The following is a 20,739-nucleotide window of genomic DNA, read 5'->3' as shown; positions in this document are numbered from 1 at the left end:
GTACCTACATCGATGGTCTGCCATGCATTGTTCAGTTAGTGAACGCGCAGCCAGTAATGTGGCCTCCGTCTAAGTAAGACAAGGTAAAGAAAATTCATGGGCAGCATGCATCCCGTACAGGTGATCGCGGTGACCGGCGGCAAAGGTGGCGTCGGGAAAACTAACGTGTCAGTGAACTTGTCCCTGGCTCTAGCAGAGCTCGGTCGACGCGTCATGCTGTTGGACGCCGATCTGGGGCTGGCGAACGTCGACGTCCTGCTGGGACTGACACCCAAACGTACTTTGGCCGACGTGATCGAAGGCCGCTGCGAGCTGCGCGACGTACTGTTGCAAGGTCCTGGCGGCATTCGCATCGTCCCGGCCGCGTCCGGCACGCAGAGCATGGTTCATTTGAGCCCGGCTCAACACGCCGGCCTGATCCAGGCGTTCAGCGATATCGGCGACAACCTCGACGTGCTGGTGATCGACACCGCTGCAGGCATTGGTGACTCGGTAGTCAGTTTCGTTCGCGCAGCGCAGGAAGTCTTGCTGGTGGTCTGCGACGAACCGACCTCGATCACAGACGCCTACGCACTGATCAAACTGCTGAACCGCGATTACGGCATGAACCGCTTCCGCGTCCTGGCCAACATGGCCCAGAGCCCGCAAGAAGGTCGCAACCTGTTCGCCAAGTTGACCAAGGTCACGGATCGCTTCCTGGACGTCGCCTTACAATACGTCGGCGCGGTTCCTTACGACGAAAGCGTGCGCAAGGCTGTGCAGAAGCAGCGCGCCGTTTACGAAGCCTTCCCGCGGTCCAAGTGCTCACTGGCATTCAAGGCCATTGCACAGAAGGTCGATACCTGGCCGCTGCCTGCGAACCCGCGCGGGCACCTGGAGTTTTTCGTCGAGCGCCTCGTGCAACAAACCGCAGGACCTGTGCTATGACAGCCAGTGGCTACAACCTCTACAAGAAGTCGGCACGTGACGCGCAGTACGAGCTGATCGAGCGTTACGCGCCACTGGTTAAACGCATTGCCTACCACTTGCTGGCGCGTCTGCCAGCCAGTGTCCAGGTTGAAGATCTGATCCAGGCCGGGATGATCGGCCTGCTTGAAGTGTCGACCAAATACGACGCCAGCAAAGGCGCGAGTTTCGAGACGTACGCGGGCATTCGAATCCGTGGCGCGATGCTCGATGAAGTACGCAAGGGGGACTGGGCGCCGCGTTCGGTCCACCGCAATACCCGGATGGTCAGCGACGCAATTCGCTCGATTGAAGCTAAAACCGGTCGTGACGCTAAAGATCACGAGGTTGCGGCCGAACTCCAATTGAGTCTCGACGATTATTACGGGATTTTGAACGACACCCTGGGCAGCCGGTTATTCAGTTTCGACGATCTGTTGCAGGACGGCGAACACGAAGGGCTGCACGAGGATGGCGCGAGTGCTCATCTCGAGCCGTCACGCGATCTGGAAGATGAACGCTTCCAGGCAGCGCTGGCGGACGCGATTGCCAATTTGCCGGAGCGTGAGCGACTGGTGTTGGCGCTGTACTACGACGAAGAGTTGAATCTCAAGGAAATCGGTGAGGTCCTGGGGGTCAGCGAATCTCGGGTCAGCCAGTTACACAGCCAGTGCGCGGCCCGTTTGCGGGGGCGTTTGGGGGAGTGGCGAGCGCGCTGAAGGCAGTGTGGGGACACTGCGAACGCGGCGGGTGGGGTGTTGAACCAAACCGGCCCCGATCTGTTGTGCTCCAGACAGTCATTGAGTGCTTTGCCGGATTGATTGAAATGGCGTGTCCAGGTGCTGGGCGCGTTTAAGACTGCTTGGAGGTCGAATTGAACAAGAACATGAAAATCCTCATTGTTGATGACTTCTCAACGATGCGGCGGATCATAAAAAACCTGTTGCGTGACCTTGGGTTCACCAACACGGTCGAGGCCGATGATGGCACTACTGCCATTCCGGTTCTCAACAGCGGCAGCATCGACTTTCTGGTAACAGACTGGAACATGCCTGGCATGACCGGTATCGATCTGCTGCGCCACGTGCGCGCCGATGAAAAGCTCAAGCACCTGCCGGTGCTGATGGTGACCGCTGAAGCCAAGCGCGAGCAGATCATCGAGGCAGCCCAGGCCGGTGTTAACGGCTATGTGGTCAAACCCTTTACGGCCCAGGCGTTGAAAGAAAAAATCGAAAAGATTTTCGAACGCATCGGTTGATGTGCGAAGCCACTGCGCCACGGGGGAGCTATGGAGCATTACGAATCTTCACAGGGCGATTTCGAGTTGACCCTGAAAAAACACGCTGTCGAACTGGTCGAAAGCCTTGAAAAAGGCAGGTTCGGCGACGCTGTGCAACTGATCCATGAGCTCAATCAGACCCGTGACCGCGGCCTGTATCAGGAAGTGGGCAAGCTCACTCGCGAGCTGCATAGCGCGATCGTCAATTTCCAGATTGACCCGAACATGCCGCAAGCCGAGGAAGTGTCACAGATCACGGATGCCACCGAGCGTCTGGGTTATGTGGTCAAGCTGACCGAGGCTGCTGCCAACCGCACCATGGACCTGGTGGAAAACGCCACGCCGCTGGTCAACGGCCTGAGCAACGAAGCCCAGGCCTTGAGCACCGATTGGGGACGGTTCATGCGTCGCGAAGTCGGGGCTGAAGAGTTCCGCGAGCTGGCTCGGCGCGTCGACGGTTTCCTGACACGCAGCAGCGAAGACAATCGCGTTGTGTCGAGCAACCTCAACGACATTCTGCTCGCTCAGGATTACCAGGACCTCACCGGTCAGGTGATCAAGCGTGTGACCCAATTGGTCACCGAAGTTGAAAGCAACCTGCTCAAGCTCGTGCTTATGGCCAGTCAGGTGGACCGCTTTGCGGGCATCGAACATGACCGTGAAGCGATGCTGGCAGAAAAAGATCCGCAAAAACATCTCTCTCAGGGTGAAGGTCCGCAGATTCATGCCGATAAAAGAGAAGACGTTGTGTCCGGTCAGGACGATGTAGACGATTTGCTTTCCAGCCTTGGATTCTAGGAGCACCCCTACACATGAGCTTCGGCGCCGATGAAGAGATCCTTCAGGATTTCCTGGTTGAGGCCGGCGAGATTCTAGAGCAACTGTCCGAACAGCTGGTCGAGCTTGAAAGCCGACCTGATGATGCGGATTTGCTCAATGCAATTTTTCGCGGTTTTCACACTGTAAAAGGAGGCGCCGGCTTCCTCCAGCTCAACGAGCTGGTGGAGTGCTGTCACATCGCCGAGAACGTGTTCGACATCCTGCGCAAGGGTGAACGTCGCGTCGACTCGGAACTGATGGACGTGGTTCTCGAAGCGCTGGATGCGGTGAACGGCATGTTTACCGAAGTCCGCGAGCGCAGCCCGATCACGGCTGCCACGCCAGAATTGCTTGCGGCACTGGCCCGTCTGGCCGAGCCGCAAACCGCCGATGAAACGGCACCGGTTGCCGAAGTGGTGGAAGAACCTGCCGCCGAGAGCGAATCGGGTGACATCACCGATAACGAATTCGAACAACTGCTGGACTCACTGAACGCCGTCAAGGCTCAGGCAGAAGCCCCGGCAGCCGTGCCAGCGCCGAGCAGCAATGCGGCAGCCAGCGACGAAATAACCGATGCCGAGTTCGAGTCGCTGCTCGATCAACTGCACGGTAAAGGCCAGTTCGCCGTCGATGCGGTAGCCCCGGCGCCAGCCGCACCGGCTGCCCCGAAAGCGGCAGGCGACAGCTCCGATATCACTGATGACGAGTTCGAAGCACTGCTCGATCAGCTGCACGGCAAGGGCAACTTTGCCGTTGATGCGCTGGAATCGGCCATTGCTGCGGTCCCGGCCCCGGCTGCGCCCACCGCTAAAGCGGCCGGCGGCGATCTGATCTCCGATCACGAGTTCGAATCGCTGCTCGACGAATTGCACGGCAAAGGCAAGTTTACTGAGGTTGGCACTGGCGCAGTGGTTTCTGCTCCTGTCGCCAAGGCGCCAGCACCGGCTGCGAAACCCGTTGCCAAAGCGCCCGAGCCTAAAGCCGAAGCGCCGAAGCCTGCCGCTGCTGCCCCGGCTCCGGCTCGTGCCCCGGCCGCGCCGCCACCGGAAAAACAGGCCAGCGAAGCCGAGACCACCGTGCGGGTCGATACCGCGCGTCTCGACGAAATCATGAACATGGTCGGCGAGTTGGTACTGGTGCGTAACCGCTTGGTCCGTCTGGGCCTCAACAGCGGCGACGAAGCCATGTCCAAGGCCGTGTCGAACCTCGACGTGGTCACGGCCGACCTGCAAACCGCGGTCATGAAGACCCGGATGCAACCGATCAAGAAGGTCTTCGGGCGCTTCCCGCGTCTGGTTCGCGACCTGGCTCGCCAGCTCAAGAAAGAGATCAACCTGGAACTGGTCGGCGAAGAAACCGACCTCGACAAGAACCTCGTCGAGGCCCTGGCCGACCCGCTGGTCCACTTGGTGCGCAACTCGGTCGACCACGGTATTGAAGAGCCGGCCGAGCGTGAAGCGATGGGCAAGCCTCGCAGCGGCAAGGTGATCCTGTCCGCTGAACAGGAAGGCGACCACATCCTGCTGTCGATCTCCGATGACGGCAAGGGCATGGACGCCGATGTTCTGCGCGGCATTGCCGTGAAGAAAGGCTTGATGGACAAGGATGCAGCGGATCGCCTCAGCGAATCCGATTGCTTCAACCTGATCTTCGCGCCGGGTTTCTCGACCAAGACCGAAATTTCCGATGTCTCCGGACGCGGCGTGGGCATGGACGTGGTGAAAACCAAAATCGCCCAGCTCAACGGCACCATCAATATCTATTCGACCAAGGGCAAGGGCTCGAAGATCGTCATCAAGGTCCCGTTGACCCTGGCGATCATGCCGACGCTGATGGTCATGCTGGGCAACCAGGCGTTTGCGTTCCCGCTGGTGAACGTCAACGAGATCTTCCACCTCGACCTGTCGCGCACCAACGTGGTGGACGGCCAGGAAGTGGTGATCGTGCGGGACAAGGCGCTGCCATTGTTCTACCTCAAACGCTGGCTGGTCAGCTCTGCCGCTCATGAAGAGCAGCGCGAAGGCCACGTGGTGATCCTTTCGGTGGGCACTCAGCGGATCGGCTTCGTCGTCGATCAACTGGTGGGCCAGGAAGAAGTGGTCATCAAGCCATTGGGCAAAATGCTCCAGGGAACCCCGGGCATGTCCGGCGCCACCATCACCGGTGACGGCCGCATTGCGCTGATTCTCGATGTTCCGAGCATGCTCAAGCGTTACGCCGCACGGCGTATTTGATTCTGGTGGAGCGGGGCGACTGAGCCTCGCTCCGTCTAACGGAGTGTTTATGGCAGTTAAAGTCCTGGTGGTGGACGATTCGGGTTTTTTCCGCCGCCGCGTCTCGGAAATACTTTCAGCGGATCCGAATATCCAGGTCGTCGGCACGGCGACCAACGGAAAAGAGGCGATTGATCAGGCGCTGGCCCTCAAGCCAGATGTGATCACCATGGACTACGAGATGCCGATGATGGATGGCATCACGGCGGTGCGGCACATCATGCAGCGCTGCCCGACCCCGGTGTTGATGTTCTCCTCGCTGACCCATGAAGGCGCCCGGGTCACCCTCGATGCGCTGGATGCCGGTGCGGTGGATTTCCTGCCGAAGAATTTCGAAGACATCTCCCGTAACCCGGAGAAGGTCAAGCAACTGCTGTGCGAGAAGATTCTCAGCATCTCGCGCAGTAATCGTCGCGCCAACACCTACAGCGCTCCGGCACCTGTCGCCGCTCCCGCCCCGACGCCTGCACCTTCGAGCGTCAGCAGCTACGGCAGCAGCGCGCCTGTGCGTCCGGCACCGGCTCCGATTCCGGCACGTACCCACGCGCCAGCCTCGTCGTCGCCAACGCCGAAACGCAAGGCCTACAAACTGGTCGCCATCGGTACGTCCACTGGCGGCCCGGTTGCCCTGCAGCGGGTTCTGACCCAATTGCCGGCCAACTTCCCCGCACCGATCGTATTGATTCAGCACATGCCGGCTGCCTTTACCAAGGCCTTCGCCGAACGTCTGGACAAGCTCTGCCGCATCAGCGTCAAGGAAGCCGAGGATGGTGACATCCTGCGTCCGGGCCTGGCGTTGCTGGCGCCGGGTGGCAAGCAAATGATGATCGACGGCCGTGGAGCGGTGAAGATCCTCCCGGGCGACGAACGTCTGAACTACAAGCCGTGCGTGGACATCACCTTCGGTTCCGCAGCCAAGTCCTACGGTGACAAAGTTCTGGCGGTCGTATTGACCGGCATGGGCGCCGATGGTCGTGAAGGCGCGCGTCTGCTCAAGCAGGGCGGCAGCTCGATCTGGGCTCAGGATGAAGCCAGCTGCGTGATCTACGGCATGCCGATGGCCATCGTCAAAGCCGAACTCGCCGATGCGGTGTACGGCCTGGACGATATCGGCAAGCATCTGGTCGAGGCTTGTATCTGATGGATGTTTTAAGCCTTATCGGGATCATCCTGGCGTTTGTCGCCATCATTGGCGGCAACTACCTTGAAGGCGGCCACCTCGGCGCCCTGGCCAACGGCCCGGCGGCGTTGATCGTTATCGGCGGAACCGTCGGTGCGGCGCTGCTGCAGTCACCGATGAGCGCCTTCAAGCGCGCCATGCAGATTCTGGCCTGGATCCTGTTCCCTCCACGCATCGACCTCGCCGGCGGCGTTGATCGCGTCGTCAACTGGAGCCTGACCGCACGCAAGGAAGGCTTGCTCGGTCTGGAAGGGGTGGCCGACGCCGAACCTGACAACTACTCGCGCAAAGGCCTGCAATTGCTGGTGGACGGCGCCGAGCCGGAAGCGATTCGCAGCATCCTGGAAGTGGATTTCTACACCCAGGAAAGCCGCGACATCGAAGCCGCCAAAGTCTTCGAAAGCATGGGCGGCTACGCGCCGACCATCGGCATCATCGGTGCGGTGATGGGCCTGATCCACGTGATGGGCAACCTGGCCGATCCATCGCAACTGGGTAGCGGCATTGCCGTGGCCTTTGTCGCGACCATCTACGGCGTGGCCAGTGCCAACCTGGTGCTGCTGCCGATTGCCGCCAAACTCAAGTCCGTCGCTTTGCGGCAGTCGCGTTATCGCGAAATGTTGTTGGAAGGCATTCTGTCGATCGCCGAAGGTGAAAACCCTCGCTCTATTGAGTTGAAGCTTCAGGGCTTCATGGATTGATGGGAGACATGGACCATGGCACGTCGTCGCCAACCTGAAGAACATGTAAACCATGAACGTTGGCTGGTTTCGTACGCCGACTTCATTACGTTGCTGTTCGCTTTCTTCGTCGTGATGTATTCGATTTCTTCGATCAACGAAGGCAAGTACAAGGTTATTTCCGAAGCGTTGATCGGGGTCTTTACCGACTCCGACCGCGCCCTCAAGCCGATCCCGATCGGCGACGAGCGACCGAAGACCGTGACCCCGGCCAAGCCGCTGGTTAAAGACGCCGAGCAGGTCGACGCCGGTATCGCGGGTTCCAGCGATCCGCTCAAAAGCATTGCCGACGATATCAGCGCCGCGTTCGGCGACTTGATCAGCTCCAACCAGATGACCATTCGCGGCAACGAGCTGTGGGTCGAGATCGAACTCAATTCCAGCCTGTTGTTCGGCAGTGGCGACGCCATGCCCAGCGACATCGCGTTCAACATCATCGACAAGGTTGCCGCGATTCTGAAGCCGTTCGACAACCCGATTCACGTCGAAGGTTTCACTGACGATCAACCGATCCGCACCGCGCAATACCCGACCAACTGGGAGCTGTCCTCGGCCCGGTCGGCGAGCATCGTGCGCATGCTGGCGATGCAGGGTGTGAACCCCGGTCGCCTGGCGTCGGTGGGGTACGGCGAGTTCCAGCCTGTGGCCAACAACGCGACGGCCGAGGGCCGGGCGCGTAACCGTCGCGTCGTGCTGGTGGTGTCACGAAATCTCGATGTACGCCGCAGCCTCACCGGTACCGGAACCGCCAATGCAAAACCGGATGCCGCGTTGAAGCGTGCTGGCACACAAACTGCACCGACCCCGGTCAAGTCGCCGGGACGAGAGAGTGCCGTCAATTCTCCGTCACCCGCATTAATACGTTGAGCTTTTCCTCGGTCGACCATTTCGACCGGGAGGAACAATCCGAATGAGAGTCTGGGCAGTCGCCAATCAAAAGGGTGGTGTTGGTAAAACCACTTCCTCTATCGCTTTAGCCGGTTTACTGGCCGAGGCGGGCAAGCGCGTGGTTGTGGTCGATCTCGACCCCCACGGCTCCATGACCAGCTACTTCGGTTACGACCCCGACAGCCTGGAACACAGCAGCTACGACCTGTTCCTGCACAAGGGCAGTGTGCCGCAAGGCTTGCCCGGTCAGTTGTTGTTGCCCACCAGCCACGAGAGTATTTCCCTGTTGCCGTCGAGCACCGCACTCGCGACCCTTGAGCGTCAGTCGCCAGGGCAGAGTGGCTTGGGCCTGGTGATTGCCAAGAGCCTGGCGCAACTTTGGCAGGACTTCGATTACGCCGTCATCGACAGCCCGCCGTTGCTCGGCGTGCTGATGGTCAATGCCTTGGCGGCGAGCCAGCAATTGGTGATTCCGGTGCAGACCGAACACCTCGCGGTCAAAGGCCTGGAACGCATGGTCAACACCCTGGCGATGATCAACCGTTCGCGTAAGCAGGCGCTGCCGTTCAGCATCGTGCCGACCCTGTTCGACCGCCGCACGCAGGCTTCCCTCGGAACGCTGCGGGTGTTGCGCGACAAGTACCCGGAAGAAATCTGGCAGGGCTACATCCCGGTCGATACCCGCTTGCGTGACGCCAGCCGTGCCGGCGTGACGCCTTCGCAGTTCGACGGCAAGAGCCGTGGGGTGCTGGCTTATCGCGCGTTGCTCAAGCATTTGCTGGCAGCACAACTTGTTCCGCAGGTGGCGTGAGATGAACCGCCCGGTAAAAATCACCTCGCGTCCGCAACTGGCTCTCCAGTCTTATCTGGACAGCTTGCTGATGGAGGCGACTGAAGAGTTGCCGCCGGAAATCGAAGCGCTGGTTGAAATCGTTGAGGTTGTTGAAGCGGTCGAAGTTGAAGCTGCACTGGACGAGTTCCAGGCAGCGGTGCTTGAAGAGCAGGCTCGCGATGCGCAGAAACCCGCCGTGGTTGCCGCACCTGTAGCAGCGCCCGTAGCGAAAGCTCCAGTGGCGCTGGTCGAAGCACCAGCGCCGGTTCTCGCGTCGGTATCGACCATCGCACCGTTACTGCAAGCCTTGGTGCCGCCGGTGGTCGAAGTCCACCTGCCACCGAGCAACACGCCACCGCCAGTGGAAACCGATGGTCGCCCGTCCTGGGCCGCCGAACCATTCGAATGCCTGTTGTTCGATGTCGCCGGGCTGACCCTGGCTGTGCCGCTGGTGTGTCTGGGCTCGATTTATTCCCTGGCCGGCCACGAGCTGACACCGCTGTTCGGTCAGCCGGAATGGTTCCTCGGGATCCTGCCAAGCCAGGCCGGCAACCTGAAAGTATTGGACACCGCGCGTTGGGTCATGCCCGACCGCTACCGAGACGATTTCCGTCAGGGCCTGCAATACGTTATTTCGGTTCAGGGCTACGAATGGGGGCTGGCGGTACATCAGGTCAGCCGCTCGTTGCGCCTGGACCCGAACGAAATCAAATGGAGAAGTCATCGAGGTCAGCGGCCATGGCTCGCCGGCACGGTGATTGAGCACATGTGTGCGCTGCTGGACGTTTCCGCCCTGGCCGAGTTGATCGCCAGCGGCGGGGCAAAGCACATGGGCGGCAGCAAGCCGCTACACAAACCGACATAGCTGCCGACATAACAAGTATGCGACGGCATTGTTGAATGCCGCCAACAGAACACACACCGCTAGGGCGGTTTTTCGAGGGGTCAGGGTATGAGTAGTCAAGCGACGAATGCAAAAGGTTCTGAAGATCCGATCCTGCAATGGGTGACCTTCAAACTGGACAATGAAACCTACGGCATCAACGTGATGCGCGTTCAGGAAGTCCTGCGTTACACCGAAATCGCCCCGGTCCCGGGTGCCCCGAGCTACGTGCTGGGCATCATCAACCTGCGCGGTAACGTGGTCACCGTGATCGACACCCGTCAGCGTTTCGGCCTGATGAATGCCGAGATCAGCGACAACACCCGTATCGTCATCATTGAAGCCGACAAGCAAGTGGTCGGGATCATGGTCGACAGCGTGGCCGAAGTGGTTTACCTGCGTCAGTCGGAAATCGAGACCGCGCCGAACGTCGGTAACGAAGAATCCGCCAAGTTCATTCAAGGCGTGTGCAACAAGAACAACGAACTGCTGATCCTGGTCGAGCTGGACAAGATGATGAGCGAAGAAGAATGGTCGGATCTGGAGAACATCTGATTGATTCTTGAGGTAGCGGTCATTGTCCTGTTCCTCTTTTGGGCAGGCACGCTGGCGATGTTTCTGGCGTACATACGAGGCCAACGACTGATCACCGCGCAACAGGCTCAGGGCGATGCGCTGCGTGATCAGCGCATCAAGGACTTGGCCAAGCGCGTCGAAGACTACCAGAGCGGCAACGTGCGCATGGGTGAAGACCTGCACGAACTGCGCGCGGTGGTTGGCCCGTTGCCGGACAAACTGGCTCAGCTGGAACAGCGCGATCCGTCGAGCCTGTCGTTTGCCCAAGCGGCAAAACTGGTCGGTATGGGCGCGAGCGTCGATGAACTGACTCAGTCCTGCGGCTTGACCCAGGCTGAGGCGGAGTTGATGAGTAAGGTGCACAAGAACTGAGAAGATCAAAAGATCGCAGCGTTCGGCAAGCTCTCACTGGATATCCGGTATGGAGCTGCCGAAGGCGCGATTTTTTTGCGTTAAAGCGCTAGCTTTCTGCGCACACGGATCCTGTTCTCCAGGATTTGTGTGAAGTGTCTGCAAGACTCGCCTGATATTCATGCGTCGCCAATAAGATGATCATTGACCCTCGAATCGACTGCGCCAGACGTTCACTACGTCGCGCATCCCTTTCAAATTCGAGGGCAGAGCAATGACTACCATTGGCGTGTTCGCGACAATTTTCAATGAGCGTGACGAGGTGTTGTGTGTCCAGCGCAACTACGCCCCTTATGGCTGGACGATACCGGGCGGGCGTCTGGAGGACGGCGAGTCGCCGGAGATGACAGTTGTTCGGGAAGTCTTGGAAGAGACGGGATATCACGTCAGCGTAGAGAGGCTGGTCGGTTTGTACTCCGCACCGTTCAAAGCTGATCTGGTGATCTCCTTTGTGTGCCGTATCACTGGGTATGAGCTGTGGCAGGCTAACGAGGAAATAGCAGCGGTGGCTTTTTTTCCGTTGACCGAATTGCCGGATCCCACGAGGAACAATACCCGTGTTCGCATACTGGACGCTTTTGCAGGCAAGCAAGGTATCTGGAGATGTTTTACCGCTGATGAGCATGCTTGATGCCGTCAGCTAAGAGATAGAACGAGCGATGAGCTCCCTGTGGCGAGGGAGCTTGCTCCCGTTGGACTGCGAAGCGGTCCCGATATCAGGCAATCGGATGCATCAGGCAGATCGTATAGGCAGGTTTTACGACTGCTGCGCAGCCGAACGGGAGCAAGCTCCCTCGCCACAGGGACGGTGTTCGGCATAAAGTCGGCTATCAAGATAAAAAGATTGCCGAATCAATAATCGTCCCCGCGCTCCGTTATATCCTTCTCGACCATAGGCGCATTCGGATCCTGCCCCTGCGGAAACTTACCCTTCAGATTCCACGCAAACGCAATAATCTCGGCAATCGTGCGATACAACTCCTCCGGAATACTCTCCCCCAATTCCATACGCGCCAGCAGCTTCACCAGCTCGGGGTTTTCGTAGATCGGCACTTCGCATTCGCGGGCAATCTTCAGAATGGCTTCGGCCAGTGCTTCGTCGCCCTTGGCCGTGAGGGTAGGGGCGTGGCTGCCGTCGTATTTGAGGGCGATGGCTTGGCGCGGGGTGTTGGGGTTTCTCATGCGGTTTCGTCGACCCAGCGTTGTTCGAGACGGGTTTGAGGGCCTTGTGGCGGTGTGCCGAGGTGGCAATCGAGATCGCCGACATTCAGGCCGGACGCCAGCAGCCGCTGGCGCAGTTCGGCCAGGTTACTTTCGATCAGGCTCGCGGTGTACGGGCGTTCCGCCCAGAGCTGGCTGGACAGGCTGCCTTTGATCAGTTGTGCCTGAATCTGCAGCGGGCCCAAAGGCTCCATATCGAATGCCAGGTCCACTCGCCACAATTGTTGTTTGGGTTCGCGCTCGTCGCGGCGTTCGTTTTGCTGTTCTTTCTCGGGCGCTTCTTCGCGCTGGAATTTGACCTGCAACGGGACGATGTCCTGCAGATTGCGCATCGGGATTTCCAGTTGCCAGGTGCTCATCAACCGTCCGTCGTCAGTAACGCCGGTCTGTTCCAGGCTCGACAGTTGATGGCTTTGCAGGCGTGAAACCGCCGCTGCTGCCAAACGCAGCAAGTGCTCGAGATCGCCTTCGCCGTCCATGCTCTGTAACAGGCGCTCGGGCAGCGGGAAGCTGGTTGGCTGCGGTTTGGCGCTGACCTGACCGAGCATGCCGAGGGCGCTGCGCACGAAGTTCGGCATGGCCTGGGCCAGTGTGTTGGCGGCAATGATCGCGTTTAAATTGGTGTTGGCCGGGGTCAGTTGTGCGATCAGCTTGAGCAGATCGCCTTTCATGTCCGGGGCCAGTGTCGGGTTCTGACCGCTGAGCAGTTTGGCTTCAAGGAACAGCCCGCTATTGGCCAGTGCATGGGCCAGCCCCTTTGGCGTGCTGAGTTGTTGAACATCGGGCAGGCCGGCGAGCAACTTGTCGACGGTGGCACGCAGATCACTGGACGTCTGATTCGAGGACGGCAGGTTTTGCAGGAGCTTGAGCAGGCCATCCAACGAACCCTGGCGGCTCTGTTGACTGACCAATTGTTGGGTTACCGCCAATTGCTCCTGGCGGCTGCTCAATGGCACGAACTTCAGCGTCTGGGTGTCCTGCACCAGTGCGCTCAGCAAGGTGCCGATGCGCAGCGGCGTCGGGCTGTCGATGTTCAGGGTGCTGCCGCTCAACGCGGTGTTGAGCAAGCTCACCATCGAGCGAAACACCGTCGGCTGGCCCGGCACCTGCGGCAACACCTGAGAGGTCAGCACTTTGCCTTGCAGCAGAGTGCCGACGGGCAGTTGCGCCGTGTCGATACGAGTGAGAGTGGCGACGCTGGAGGCGATGGCCTGTTGCACGGTGACGGCCAGATTACCCGCCGACGGCTGAGTGATCGCCAGGCTGGTGCCCTGAGGCAGCGGTTGGGTGCTGGTGGCCTGGACCGTGGTCTGACGGCCGCTGTCGAGGGTGACCTTGAGCAACAGTTGAAAGGTCTGATCCGCCTGCTTGAGTGACAGCACTTCGGCCTTGGCGGTCTGGCCCGCAGTGATCAGGCCCTCCATCGGCGTCAGTAACTTCAGCAGGTCGCCACTTACCACCAGCGGCCGCGAAGTCGCGGGCGTGGTCTGCGGTAGCGGGAGGATGTTCATTTCGCCTGTCATACGCGGTCACAACCTGAGGAAATTGCCCTCTTTAGAGTAGGGCATGGCATGTATAATGCCGCCCCGTTGTATCCGGGGCGCTGAAAACATTTCAAATACTTGATCCAGCTCCTTAGAACGGGCCGCCAATGCATTTATCCTGCATATCTTTAACGGCCGCTCCACTGCCGACTTGAACCCAAAAGGCCCGTGATCTCTTGACCAGTCCTGTCCTGCAAACCGTTGCCCTCGCCTGTGAGCGAGACCTTCGGCTGCTCTTCGAAAATCTCGAATTGAGACTGGCCAGTGGCGAAATGTTGCAAATCAGCGGCCCCAACGGCAGTGGCAAAACCAGCCTTTTACGTTTGCTTTGCGGTCTGATGCAGCCGACTGCCGGTCAGGTGCTGCTCAATGGCCAGCCACTGAACGAGCAACGCTTCGAGCTGGCGCGCAACCTGCTGTGGATCGGCCATGCCGCCGGGATCAAGGACCTGCTGACGCCGGAAGAAAACCTGAGCTGGCTTTGCGCGCTGCATCAACCGGCCTCCCATGAGGCGATCTGGCAGGCGCTGACGGCTGTCGGACTGCGCGGTTTCGAGGATGTTCCTTGCCATACGCTGTCTGCCGGGCAGCAACGCCGGGTCGCGTTGGCGCGGTTGTACCTGGAAAGCCCGCCGCTATGGATCCTCGATGAGCCATTCACCGCGCTCGACAAACAAGGCGTGGCGCAACTCGAAGAACACCTGGCTGCACACTGCGAGCGCGGTGGCATGGTGGTCTTGACCACTCACCACACGCTGACCCGGATGCCGGCCGGCTATCGCGACATTGATCTGGGGAACTGGGCCGTATGAGTGTTTTCGGCCTGTTGGTCGCCCGTGAAGCCCGATTGTTGTTCCGCCGTCCGGCGGAGTTGGCCAATCCGCTCGTATTCTTCGCGATCGTCGTTTCCCTGTTCCCGTTGGCGGTCGGACCCGAGTCTCAATTGTTGCAAACCTTGTCTCCGGGACTGGTCTGGGTAGCGGCCCTTTTATCGGTTTTGCTCTCGCTGGACGGGCTTTTCCGCAGTGATTTCGAAGACGGATCGCTTGAACAGTGGGTCCTTTCGTCGCACCCCCTGCCTCTTCTGGTTTTGGCCAAGGTACTGGCACACTGGTCCTTCTCTGGCCTGGCACTGGTTTTGCTCGCGCCATTACTGGCATTGATGCTCGGTTTGCCAACCGCTTGTCTGCCGGTGTTGCTGCTTTCTTTGTTGCTGGGTACACCGGTGCTGAGCCTGCTCGGTGCGGTGGGCGCAGCCCTGACGGTGGGGTTGAAGCGCGGTGGCCTGTTGCTGGCGCTGCTGATTCTGCCGTTGTACATCCCGGTGTTGATTCTCGGCAGTGGCGCCTTGCAGGCGGCATTGCAGGGCATGCCGGCGACCGGTTATCTCCTGTGGCTTGGTAGCCTGACCGCCCTGGCGATAACCCTGACACCTTTTGCAATAGCTGCTGGCCTGAAGATCAGCGTCGGCGAATAATAATGAGGTCTGATCAATTTTTGATCGCTTTCTTTTAAATGAAAGGCAGACCCTTCGTTGCTCGTGATGGCGAGCAGCAACCGTGATGGAAACAGTAATGAACTGGACTTGGTTTCATAAGCTCGGCTCGCCCAAATGGTTTTACGGCATCAGTGGCAAACTGCTGCCGTGGCTGAGTGTCGCGGCGTTGCTGCTGATCAGCGTTGGTGTAGTGTGGGGCCTGGCCTTCGCGCCGCCGGACTACCAGCAAGGCAACAGCTTTCGCATCATTTATATCCACGTTCCGGCCGCCATGCTGGCCCAGTCCATCTACGTGATGCTGGCGGTCTGTGGCATCGTCGGGCTGGTGTGGAAGATGAAGCTGGCCGACGTCGCCCTGCAATGCGCGGCACCCATCGGCGCCTGGATGACCGCCGTGGCGCTGGTCACCGGCGCGATCTGGGGCAAACCGACCTGGGGCTCGTGGTGGGTCTGGGATGCACGACTTACGTCCATGCTTATTCTGCTGTTTCTGTACTTCGGTCTTATTGCGCTGGGCAATGCGATCAGCAATCGTGACAGTGCCGCCAAGGCCTGCGCGGTATTGGCGATTGTCGGCGTGATCAACATCCCGATCATCAAATACTCGGTGGAGTGGTGGAACACCCTGCACCAGGGCGCGACGTTCACCCTCACTGAAAAACCGGCGATGCCCGCCGAGATGTGGCTGCCACTGCTGCTGACGGTGCTGGGTTTCTACTGTTTCTTCGGCGCGGTGTTGCTGCTGCGCATGCGTCTTGAAGTGCTCAAGCGCGAAGCCCGCGCCAGTTGGGTCAAGGCCGAAGTGCAGAACAGTCTGGAGGCCGCTCGATGAGTTTTGCTTCATTCGGCGACTTCCTCGCCATGGGCCATCATGCCCTGTATGTCTGGTCAGCCTATGGCATCTGCCTGGCGGTGCTGGCCCTCAACGTGGCGGCGCCAATCCTGGCCCGCAAGCGGTATCTGCAACAAGAGGCGCGTCGTTTGCGCCGGGAGAACGGCAAGTGAATCCGCTGCGCAAAAAGCGTCTTATCATCATTCTCGCGATCCTGGTCGGTGTCGGTGCTGCCGTCGGCCTGGCCCTGAGCGCCCTGCAGCAGAACATCAATCTGTTTTACACCCCGACCCAAATCGCCAACGGCGAAGCCCCGCAAGACACGCGCATCCGCGCTGGCGGCATGGTCGAGAAAGGTTCGCTGCAACGTTCCGGCGATTCGCTGGACGTGAAATTCATCGTCACCGACTTCAGTAAATCCGTGACCATCAGCTACCGCGGCATCCTTCCGGACCTGTTCCGCGAAGGGCAGGGCATCGTTGCCCTGGGCAAGCTTAACGCCGACGGCGTGGTGGTGGCCGACGAAGTGCTGGCCAAACACGACGAGAAGTACATGCCGCCGGAAGTGACCAAGGCCCTGAAAGACAGTGGCATGTCGGCACCCACTCCCGCCAAAGAGGGCTAACTGATGACTGCTGGAATCTTTATCCCTGAATTGGGCCACCTGGCCATGATCCTGGCGCTGTGTTTCGCGCTGGTTCAGGCCGTGGTGCCATTGTTCGGTGCCTGGCGCGGTGACCGCTTGTGGATGAGCCTCGCTCAGCCGGCCGCCTGGGGGCAATTCGCGTTTCTGCTGTTCTCCTTCGGTTGCCTGACTTACGCCTTCATGGCCGACGATTTCTCCGTCGACTACGTCGCTAGCAACTCCAACAGCGCCTTGCCGTGGTACTACAAGTTCAGCGCAGTGTGGGGCGCTCACGAAGGGTCGTTGCTGCTATGGGCGCTGATCCTCGGCGGCTGGACCTTCGCGGTGTCGGTATTCTCCCGGCAGTTGCCGCAAGTGATGCTGGCCCGGGTGTTGGCGGTGATGGGCATGATCAGCACCGGTTTCCTGCTGTTCCTGATCCTCACCTCGAACCCTTTCAAACGAATCCTGCCGCAGATTCCTGCGGACGGTCATGACCTCAACCCATTGCTGCAAGACATCGGCCTGATCGTTCATCCGCCGATGCTGTACATGGGCTATGTCGGTTTCTCCGTGGCGTTCGCTTTCGCCATCGCTGCACTGCTGGGCGGTCGTCTTGATGCGGCGTGGGCTCGCTGGTCCCGACCGTGGACCATCGTCGCCTGGGCCTTCCTTGGTATCGGCATCACCCTCGGTTCGTGGTGGGCGTACTACGAACTCGGCTGGGGCGGCTGGTGGTTCTGGGACCCGGTGGAAAACGCCTCCTTCATGCCATGGCTGGTGGGTACGGCGCTGATTCACTCCTTGGCGGTCACGGAAAAACGTGGCGTGTTCAAGAGCTGGACCGTGTTGCTGGCCATTGCCGCGTTCTCGCTGAGCTTGCTGGGGACCTTCCTTGTACGTTCCGGCGTGCTGACGTCGGTTCACGCCTTTGCGTCCGATCCTGAGCGCGGTGTGTTCATCCTGATCTTCCTGCTGTTCGTGGTCGGTGGTTCGCTGACGCTGTTTGCCCTGCGCGCTCCCGTGGTGAAGAGCCACGTCGGCTTCAACCTCTGGTCCCGGGAAACCCTGCTGCTGGGTAACAACCTGGTGCTGGTTGTCGCCGCTTCGATGATCCTGCTCGGCACCTTGTATCCGCTGATTCTCGATGCAATGACCGGCGCCAAGCTGTCGGTCGGCCCGCCGTACTTCAACGCACTGTTCATCCCGTTGATGGCCTTGCTGATGATGGTGATGGCGGTCGGCATGTTGGTGCGCTGGAAAGACACCCCGGTCAAATGGCTGTTGAGCATGCTGACTCCGGTGTTGCTCGGTAGCGCCGCGCTGGCCGTGGTAGCCGGTGTCGCTTACGGCGATTTCAACTGGGCGGTGATCGCGACGTTCATGCTCGCGGCCTGGGTGTTGCTGGCCGGTGTGCGTGACATCTTCGACAAGACTCGCCACAAAGGCCTGATCAAAGGCCTGCCGACCCTGACCCGCAGCTATTGGGGCATGCAGGTCGCTCACCTCGGCATCGCCGTGTGTGCCCTCGGCGTCGTGCTGTCGAGCCAGAACAGTGCCGAGCGCGACCTGCGTCTGGCGCCGGGCGAATCCATGGACCTGGGCGGTTACCAGTTCGTGTTTGAAGGCGCCAAGCATTTCGAAGGCCCGAACTTCACCTCCGACAAGGGCACCGTTCGGGTGATCCGCAACGGCAAGGAAGTCAGCGTGCTGCACCCGGAAAAACGCCTCTACACCGTGCAGAACTCGGTGATGACAGAAGCCGGGATCGACGCCGGTTTCACCCGCGACCTCTACGTCGCACTCGGCGAACCGTTGGGCGATGGCGCCTGGGCCGTTCGCGTCCACGTCAAACCGTTCGTGCGCTGGATCTGGTTCGGTGGGCTGCTCACCGGTTTGGGCGGGTTGCTGGCGGCATTCGATCGCCGTTACCGGGTTAAGGTGAAAAGCCGTGTGCGTGAAGCACTGGGCATGACGGGAGCCACGGCATGAGACGTTGGTTGATGCTGTTGCCCCTGGTGATTTTTCTGGTGGTGGCTGTTTTCCTTTATCGCGGGCTCTATCTGGACCCGGCCGAGCTGCCTTCGGCGATGATCAACAAGCCGTTCCCGGAGTTTTCCCTGCCGGCCGTGCAGGGCGATAAAACCCTGACCAAGGCGGACATTCTGGGTAAACCAGCGCTGGTCAACGTCTGGGGCACCTGGTGCATTTCCTGCCGGGTCGAGCACCCGGTGCTGAACAAACTGGCCGAGAAGGGTGTGGTGATCTACGGCATCAACTACAAGGACGTCAACGCTGACGCCTTGAAGTGGCTGGTGGAATTCCACAATCCATACCAGCTGGACATCCGTGACGATGAAGGCACTTTGGGTTTGAACCTGGGTGTGTACGGCGCTCCGGAAACCTTCTTCATCGACGCCAAGGGCATCATCCGCGACAAGTTCGTTGGCGTGATCGACGAACAGGTCTGGCGCGAAAAACTGGCGGCCAAGTATCAGGCGCTGGTTGATGAGGCCAAGCCATGAAGCGCTGGATAGCCGCCGCGGTATTGGGTTTGAGCATGGCCGGCGTGGCGCACGCGGCCATCGACACCTACGAGTTCGCCAAAGAAGGTGATCGCGAGCGTTTTCGCGAGCTGACCAAAGAGCTGCGTTGCCCCAAGTGCCAGAATCAGGACATTGCCGATTCCAATGCACCGATCGCTGCTGACCTGCGCAAAGAGATTTTCCGCATGCTCAACGAGGGCAAGGACAATCAGCAGATCATCGACTTCATGGTCGACCGCTACGGTGATTTCGTCCGCTACAAACCTGCTCTGAACGCCAAGACTGCTGTGCTCTGGTTCGGCCCTGCCGGCCTGCTGCTGGGCGGTTTTGTGATCATCGCCGTGATCGTCCGCCGTCGTCGCGTGCAACGCGCTGACACCAAGGATGAGCTCTCTGCCGAGGAGCGTGAGCGCCTCGACCATCTGTTGGATAAAACCAAGAATGATTGATTTCTGGCTCGCTGCAGGTCTGCTACTTCTGGTTGCCCTGAGTTTTCTGTTGATTCCCGTTCTGCGTGGCCGCCGCGCCCAGCTTGAAGAGGATCGTACGGCCCTGAACGTCGCGCTGTATCAGGAGCGCGTGGCTGAGTTGCAGACTCAGCAGGAAGAGGGCGTTCTCGATGCCGCGCAAATGGACACCGGTCGCGCCGAAGCCGCCCGTGAGTTGCTCGCCGACACCGAGGGCGTCGAGGCGCCACGCGTGTCCCGCCTGGGCAAACCATGGCCGTTGCTGGCGGCGATTCTGGTGCCGGTGTTGGGTCTTGGCTTGTATCTGCATTTCGGGGCGAGCGACAAGGTCGAACTCACCCGCGAATTCTCCCAGGCGCCGCAGTCGATGGAAGAGATGACCCGTCGCCTGGAGCGTGCGGTCGAGGCTCAACCGGATTCGGCTGAAGGTTTGTACTTCCTCGGTCGCACGTACATGGCTCAGGATCGCCCTGGCGATGCGGCGAAGATCTTCGAACGCACGGTGAACCTGGCCGGTCGTCAGCCGGAACTGTTGGGTCAATGGGCTCAGGCCCAGTACTTCGCCGACGGCAAGAAGTGGTCGGACAAGGTTCAGGCCCTGACCGATGAAGCACTGAAAGCCGATCCGAAAGAAGTCACCAGCCTTGGCTTGCTCGGTATTGCTGCCTTTGAAAGCGAGCGTTATCAGGACGCCATCGACTACTGGAATCGCCTGCTGGTGCAACTGCCACCGGAGGACAGTTCCCGTGCCGCGCTGCAAGGCGGCATCACTCGGGCCACCGAGAAACTCGAAGCCAGCGGCGGCAAGGTGGCCCAGGCGCCCGCCGCCAAGGTGGCGGCACTGCTCAAGGTGCGAGTGGATCTGGCACCAGAGCTGAAAGCCAAGGTCCAGCCGGGCGACAGCGTATTCATCTTCGCCCGCGCCACCGCAGGGCCTCCGGCGCCATTGGCCGCCAAGCGCCTGACCGTGGCCGACTTGCCGGCGACCGTCGAGCTGGGCGATGCCGACGCAATGATGCCGCAGTTGAAACTGTCGAACTTCCCTGAAGTCCAACTGGTTGCACGCATCTCCCGCGCCGGCAAACCCACTGCCGGCGAATGGATCGGTCGCAGCCAGCCTCTGGCCAGCAGCACCACCGCGCAGCAAACACTGACCATCGACAGCCCGGACAAATGACAG

24 protein-coding genes are annotated in these 20,739 nt (G+C 59.9%); 22 read left to right on the top strand and 2 right to left on the bottom strand.

Annotated elements, in window-relative coordinates; genetic code table 11:
• Nucleotides 1-96: 96 nt before the first annotated feature.
• From fleN to ACA079_RS23770, 13 genes are all read left to right on the top strand, one after another.
• Entirely contained in the window at nucleotides 97-927 is an 831-nt protein-coding gene (fleN, locus tag ACA079_RS23830; RefSeq protein ID WP_008001746.1) for a flagellar synthesis regulator FleN, read from the top strand.
• Nucleotides 924-1,664, top strand: a complete 741-nt coding sequence (gene fliA, locus ACA079_RS23825; RefSeq protein WP_007894214.1) for an RNA polymerase sigma factor FliA — start codon at nucleotides 924-926, stop codon at nucleotides 1,662-1,664. The genes fleN and fliA overlap by 4 nt, the downstream gene beginning before the upstream one ends.
• A 167-nt stretch (nucleotides 1,665-1,831) precedes the next feature.
• A complete protein-coding gene (locus tag ACA079_RS23820; RefSeq protein ID WP_003183998.1) occupies nucleotides 1,832-2,203 on the top strand; it encodes a chemotaxis response regulator CheY in 372 nt (123 codons plus the stop codon).
• A 30-nt stretch (nucleotides 2,204-2,233) separates the two neighbouring features.
• On the top strand, nucleotides 2,234-3,022 hold the full coding sequence (locus tag ACA079_RS23815) for a protein phosphatase CheZ (protein WP_415770609.1): 789 nt from the start codon (nucleotides 2,234-2,236) through the stop codon (nucleotides 3,020-3,022).
• A 14-nt stretch (nucleotides 3,023-3,036) separates the two neighbouring features.
• Complete coding sequence (locus tag ACA079_RS23810) at nucleotides 3,037-5,277, top strand: chemotaxis protein CheA (protein ID WP_497701162.1); 2,241 nt, start codon at nucleotides 3,037-3,039, stop codon at nucleotides 5,275-5,277.
• Between the two features lie 49 nt (nucleotides 5,278-5,326).
• Nucleotides 5,327-6,457, top strand: coding sequence for a protein-glutamate methylesterase/protein-glutamine glutaminase (locus ACA079_RS23805; RefSeq protein ID WP_497701161.1), 1,131 nt, complete (start codon nucleotides 5,327-5,329; stop codon nucleotides 6,455-6,457).
• On the top strand, nucleotides 6,457-7,197 hold the full coding sequence (locus ACA079_RS23800) for a flagellar motor protein (RefSeq protein WP_497701160.1): 741 nt from the start codon (nucleotides 6,457-6,459) through the stop codon (nucleotides 7,195-7,197). Before ACA079_RS23805 ends, ACA079_RS23800 begins: the two co-directional genes overlap by 1 nt.
• 15 nt (nucleotides 7,198-7,212) lie before the next feature.
• Nucleotides 7,213-8,103, top strand: coding sequence for a flagellar motor protein MotD (gene motD, locus ACA079_RS23795; RefSeq protein ID WP_497701159.1), 891 nt, complete (start codon nucleotides 7,213-7,215; stop codon nucleotides 8,101-8,103).
• A 43-nt stretch (nucleotides 8,104-8,146) separates the two neighbouring features.
• Entirely contained in the window at nucleotides 8,147-8,935 is a 789-nt protein-coding gene (locus ACA079_RS23790; RefSeq protein ID WP_046046365.1) for a ParA family protein, read from the top strand.
• Between the two features lies 1 nt (nucleotide 8,936).
• Nucleotides 8,937-9,821, top strand: a complete 885-nt coding sequence (locus ACA079_RS23785; RefSeq protein WP_497701158.1) for a CheW domain-containing protein — start codon at nucleotides 8,937-8,939, stop codon at nucleotides 9,819-9,821.
• A gap of 87 nt (nucleotides 9,822-9,908) precedes the next feature.
• A complete protein-coding gene (locus tag ACA079_RS23780) occupies nucleotides 9,909-10,394 on the top strand; it encodes a chemotaxis protein CheW (protein ID WP_010456928.1) in 486 nt (161 codons plus the stop codon).
• Nucleotides 10,395-10,787, top strand: coding sequence for a DUF2802 domain-containing protein (locus tag ACA079_RS23775; RefSeq protein WP_497701157.1), 393 nt, complete (start codon nucleotides 10,395-10,397; stop codon nucleotides 10,785-10,787).
• Nucleotides 10,788-11,040: 253 nt separating this feature from the next.
• Complete coding sequence (locus ACA079_RS23770) at nucleotides 11,041-11,457, top strand: NUDIX hydrolase (RefSeq protein WP_497701156.1); 417 nt, start codon at nucleotides 11,041-11,043, stop codon at nucleotides 11,455-11,457.
• Nucleotides 11,458-11,678: 221 nt separating this feature from the next.
• Here ACA079_RS23770 and ACA079_RS23765 read toward each other — a convergent pair whose 3' ends face one another.
• Together ACA079_RS23765 and fliK are read right to left on the bottom strand one after the other, a co-directional pair.
• Nucleotides 11,679-12,008 (bottom strand): EscU/YscU/HrcU family type III secretion system export apparatus switch protein, encoded by a 330-nt coding sequence (locus ACA079_RS23765; RefSeq protein WP_497701155.1) that lies wholly within the window; start codon nucleotides 12,006-12,008, stop codon nucleotides 11,679-11,681.
• Nucleotides 12,005-13,570, bottom strand: a complete 1,566-nt coding sequence (gene fliK / locus ACA079_RS23760) for a flagellar hook-length control protein FliK (protein ID WP_497701154.1) — start codon at nucleotides 13,568-13,570, stop codon at nucleotides 12,005-12,007. Before fliK ends, ACA079_RS23765 begins: the two co-directional genes overlap by 4 nt.
• 197 nt (nucleotides 13,571-13,767) lie before the next feature.
• Between fliK and ccmA the strand changes: the two genes are divergently transcribed.
• The 9 genes from ccmA to ccmI all read left to right on the top strand — a co-directional run bounded on the left by ccmA (nucleotide 13,768) and on the right by ccmI (nucleotide 20,736).
• On the top strand, nucleotides 13,768-14,403 hold the full coding sequence (gene ccmA, locus ACA079_RS23755; protein ID WP_007894233.1) for a cytochrome c biogenesis heme-transporting ATPase CcmA: 636 nt from the start codon (nucleotides 13,768-13,770) through the stop codon (nucleotides 14,401-14,403).
• Nucleotides 14,400-15,068: a heme exporter protein CcmB gene (ccmB, locus tag ACA079_RS23750; protein WP_008155797.1), complete on the top strand. Its 669-nt coding sequence runs from the start codon at nucleotides 14,400-14,402 to the stop codon at nucleotides 15,066-15,068. Before ccmA ends, ccmB begins: the two co-directional genes overlap by 4 nt.
• 97 nt (nucleotides 15,069-15,165) lie before the next feature.
• Nucleotides 15,166-15,921, top strand: a complete 756-nt coding sequence (locus tag ACA079_RS23745) for a heme ABC transporter permease (RefSeq protein ID WP_111451896.1) — start codon at nucleotides 15,166-15,168, stop codon at nucleotides 15,919-15,921.
• The gene (gene ccmD, locus ACA079_RS23740) at nucleotides 15,918-16,094 is read left to right on the top strand and encodes a heme exporter protein CcmD (RefSeq protein WP_008145547.1); all 177 of its coding nucleotides are present in this window, start codon (nucleotides 15,918-15,920) and stop codon (nucleotides 16,092-16,094) included. The genes ACA079_RS23745 and ccmD overlap by 4 nt, the downstream gene beginning before the upstream one ends.
• Nucleotides 16,091-16,546, top strand: a complete 456-nt coding sequence (gene ccmE / locus ACA079_RS23735) for a cytochrome c maturation protein CcmE (protein ID WP_497701153.1) — start codon at nucleotides 16,091-16,093, stop codon at nucleotides 16,544-16,546. Before ccmD ends, ccmE begins: the two co-directional genes overlap by 4 nt.
• Nucleotides 16,547-16,549: 3 nt before the next feature.
• The gene (locus ACA079_RS23730; protein WP_497701152.1) at nucleotides 16,550-18,538 is read left to right on the top strand and encodes a heme lyase CcmF/NrfE family subunit; all 1,989 of its coding nucleotides are present in this window, start codon (nucleotides 16,550-16,552) and stop codon (nucleotides 18,536-18,538) included.
• Nucleotides 18,535-19,071 (top strand): DsbE family thiol:disulfide interchange protein, encoded by a 537-nt coding sequence (locus ACA079_RS23725; RefSeq protein WP_033056022.1) that lies wholly within the window; start codon nucleotides 18,535-18,537, stop codon nucleotides 19,069-19,071. Before ACA079_RS23730 ends, ACA079_RS23725 begins: the two co-directional genes overlap by 4 nt.
• Nucleotides 19,068-19,541, top strand: coding sequence for a cytochrome c-type biogenesis protein (locus ACA079_RS23720; RefSeq protein ID WP_415770593.1), 474 nt, complete (start codon nucleotides 19,068-19,070; stop codon nucleotides 19,539-19,541). The genes ACA079_RS23725 and ACA079_RS23720 overlap by 4 nt, the downstream gene beginning before the upstream one ends.
• On the top strand, nucleotides 19,534-20,736 hold the full coding sequence (ccmI, locus tag ACA079_RS23715) for a c-type cytochrome biogenesis protein CcmI (protein WP_497701151.1): 1,203 nt from the start codon (nucleotides 19,534-19,536) through the stop codon (nucleotides 20,734-20,736). The genes ACA079_RS23720 and ccmI overlap by 8 nt, the downstream gene beginning before the upstream one ends.
• The last annotated feature ends 3 nt before the right edge of the window (nucleotides 20,737-20,739 follow it).

Source organism: Pseudomonas sp. LBUM1645 (assembly GCF_059716185.1).
The sequence above is the reverse complement of the archived record's forward strand: the minus strand, read 5'-3'. Positions and strand labels throughout refer to the sequence as shown.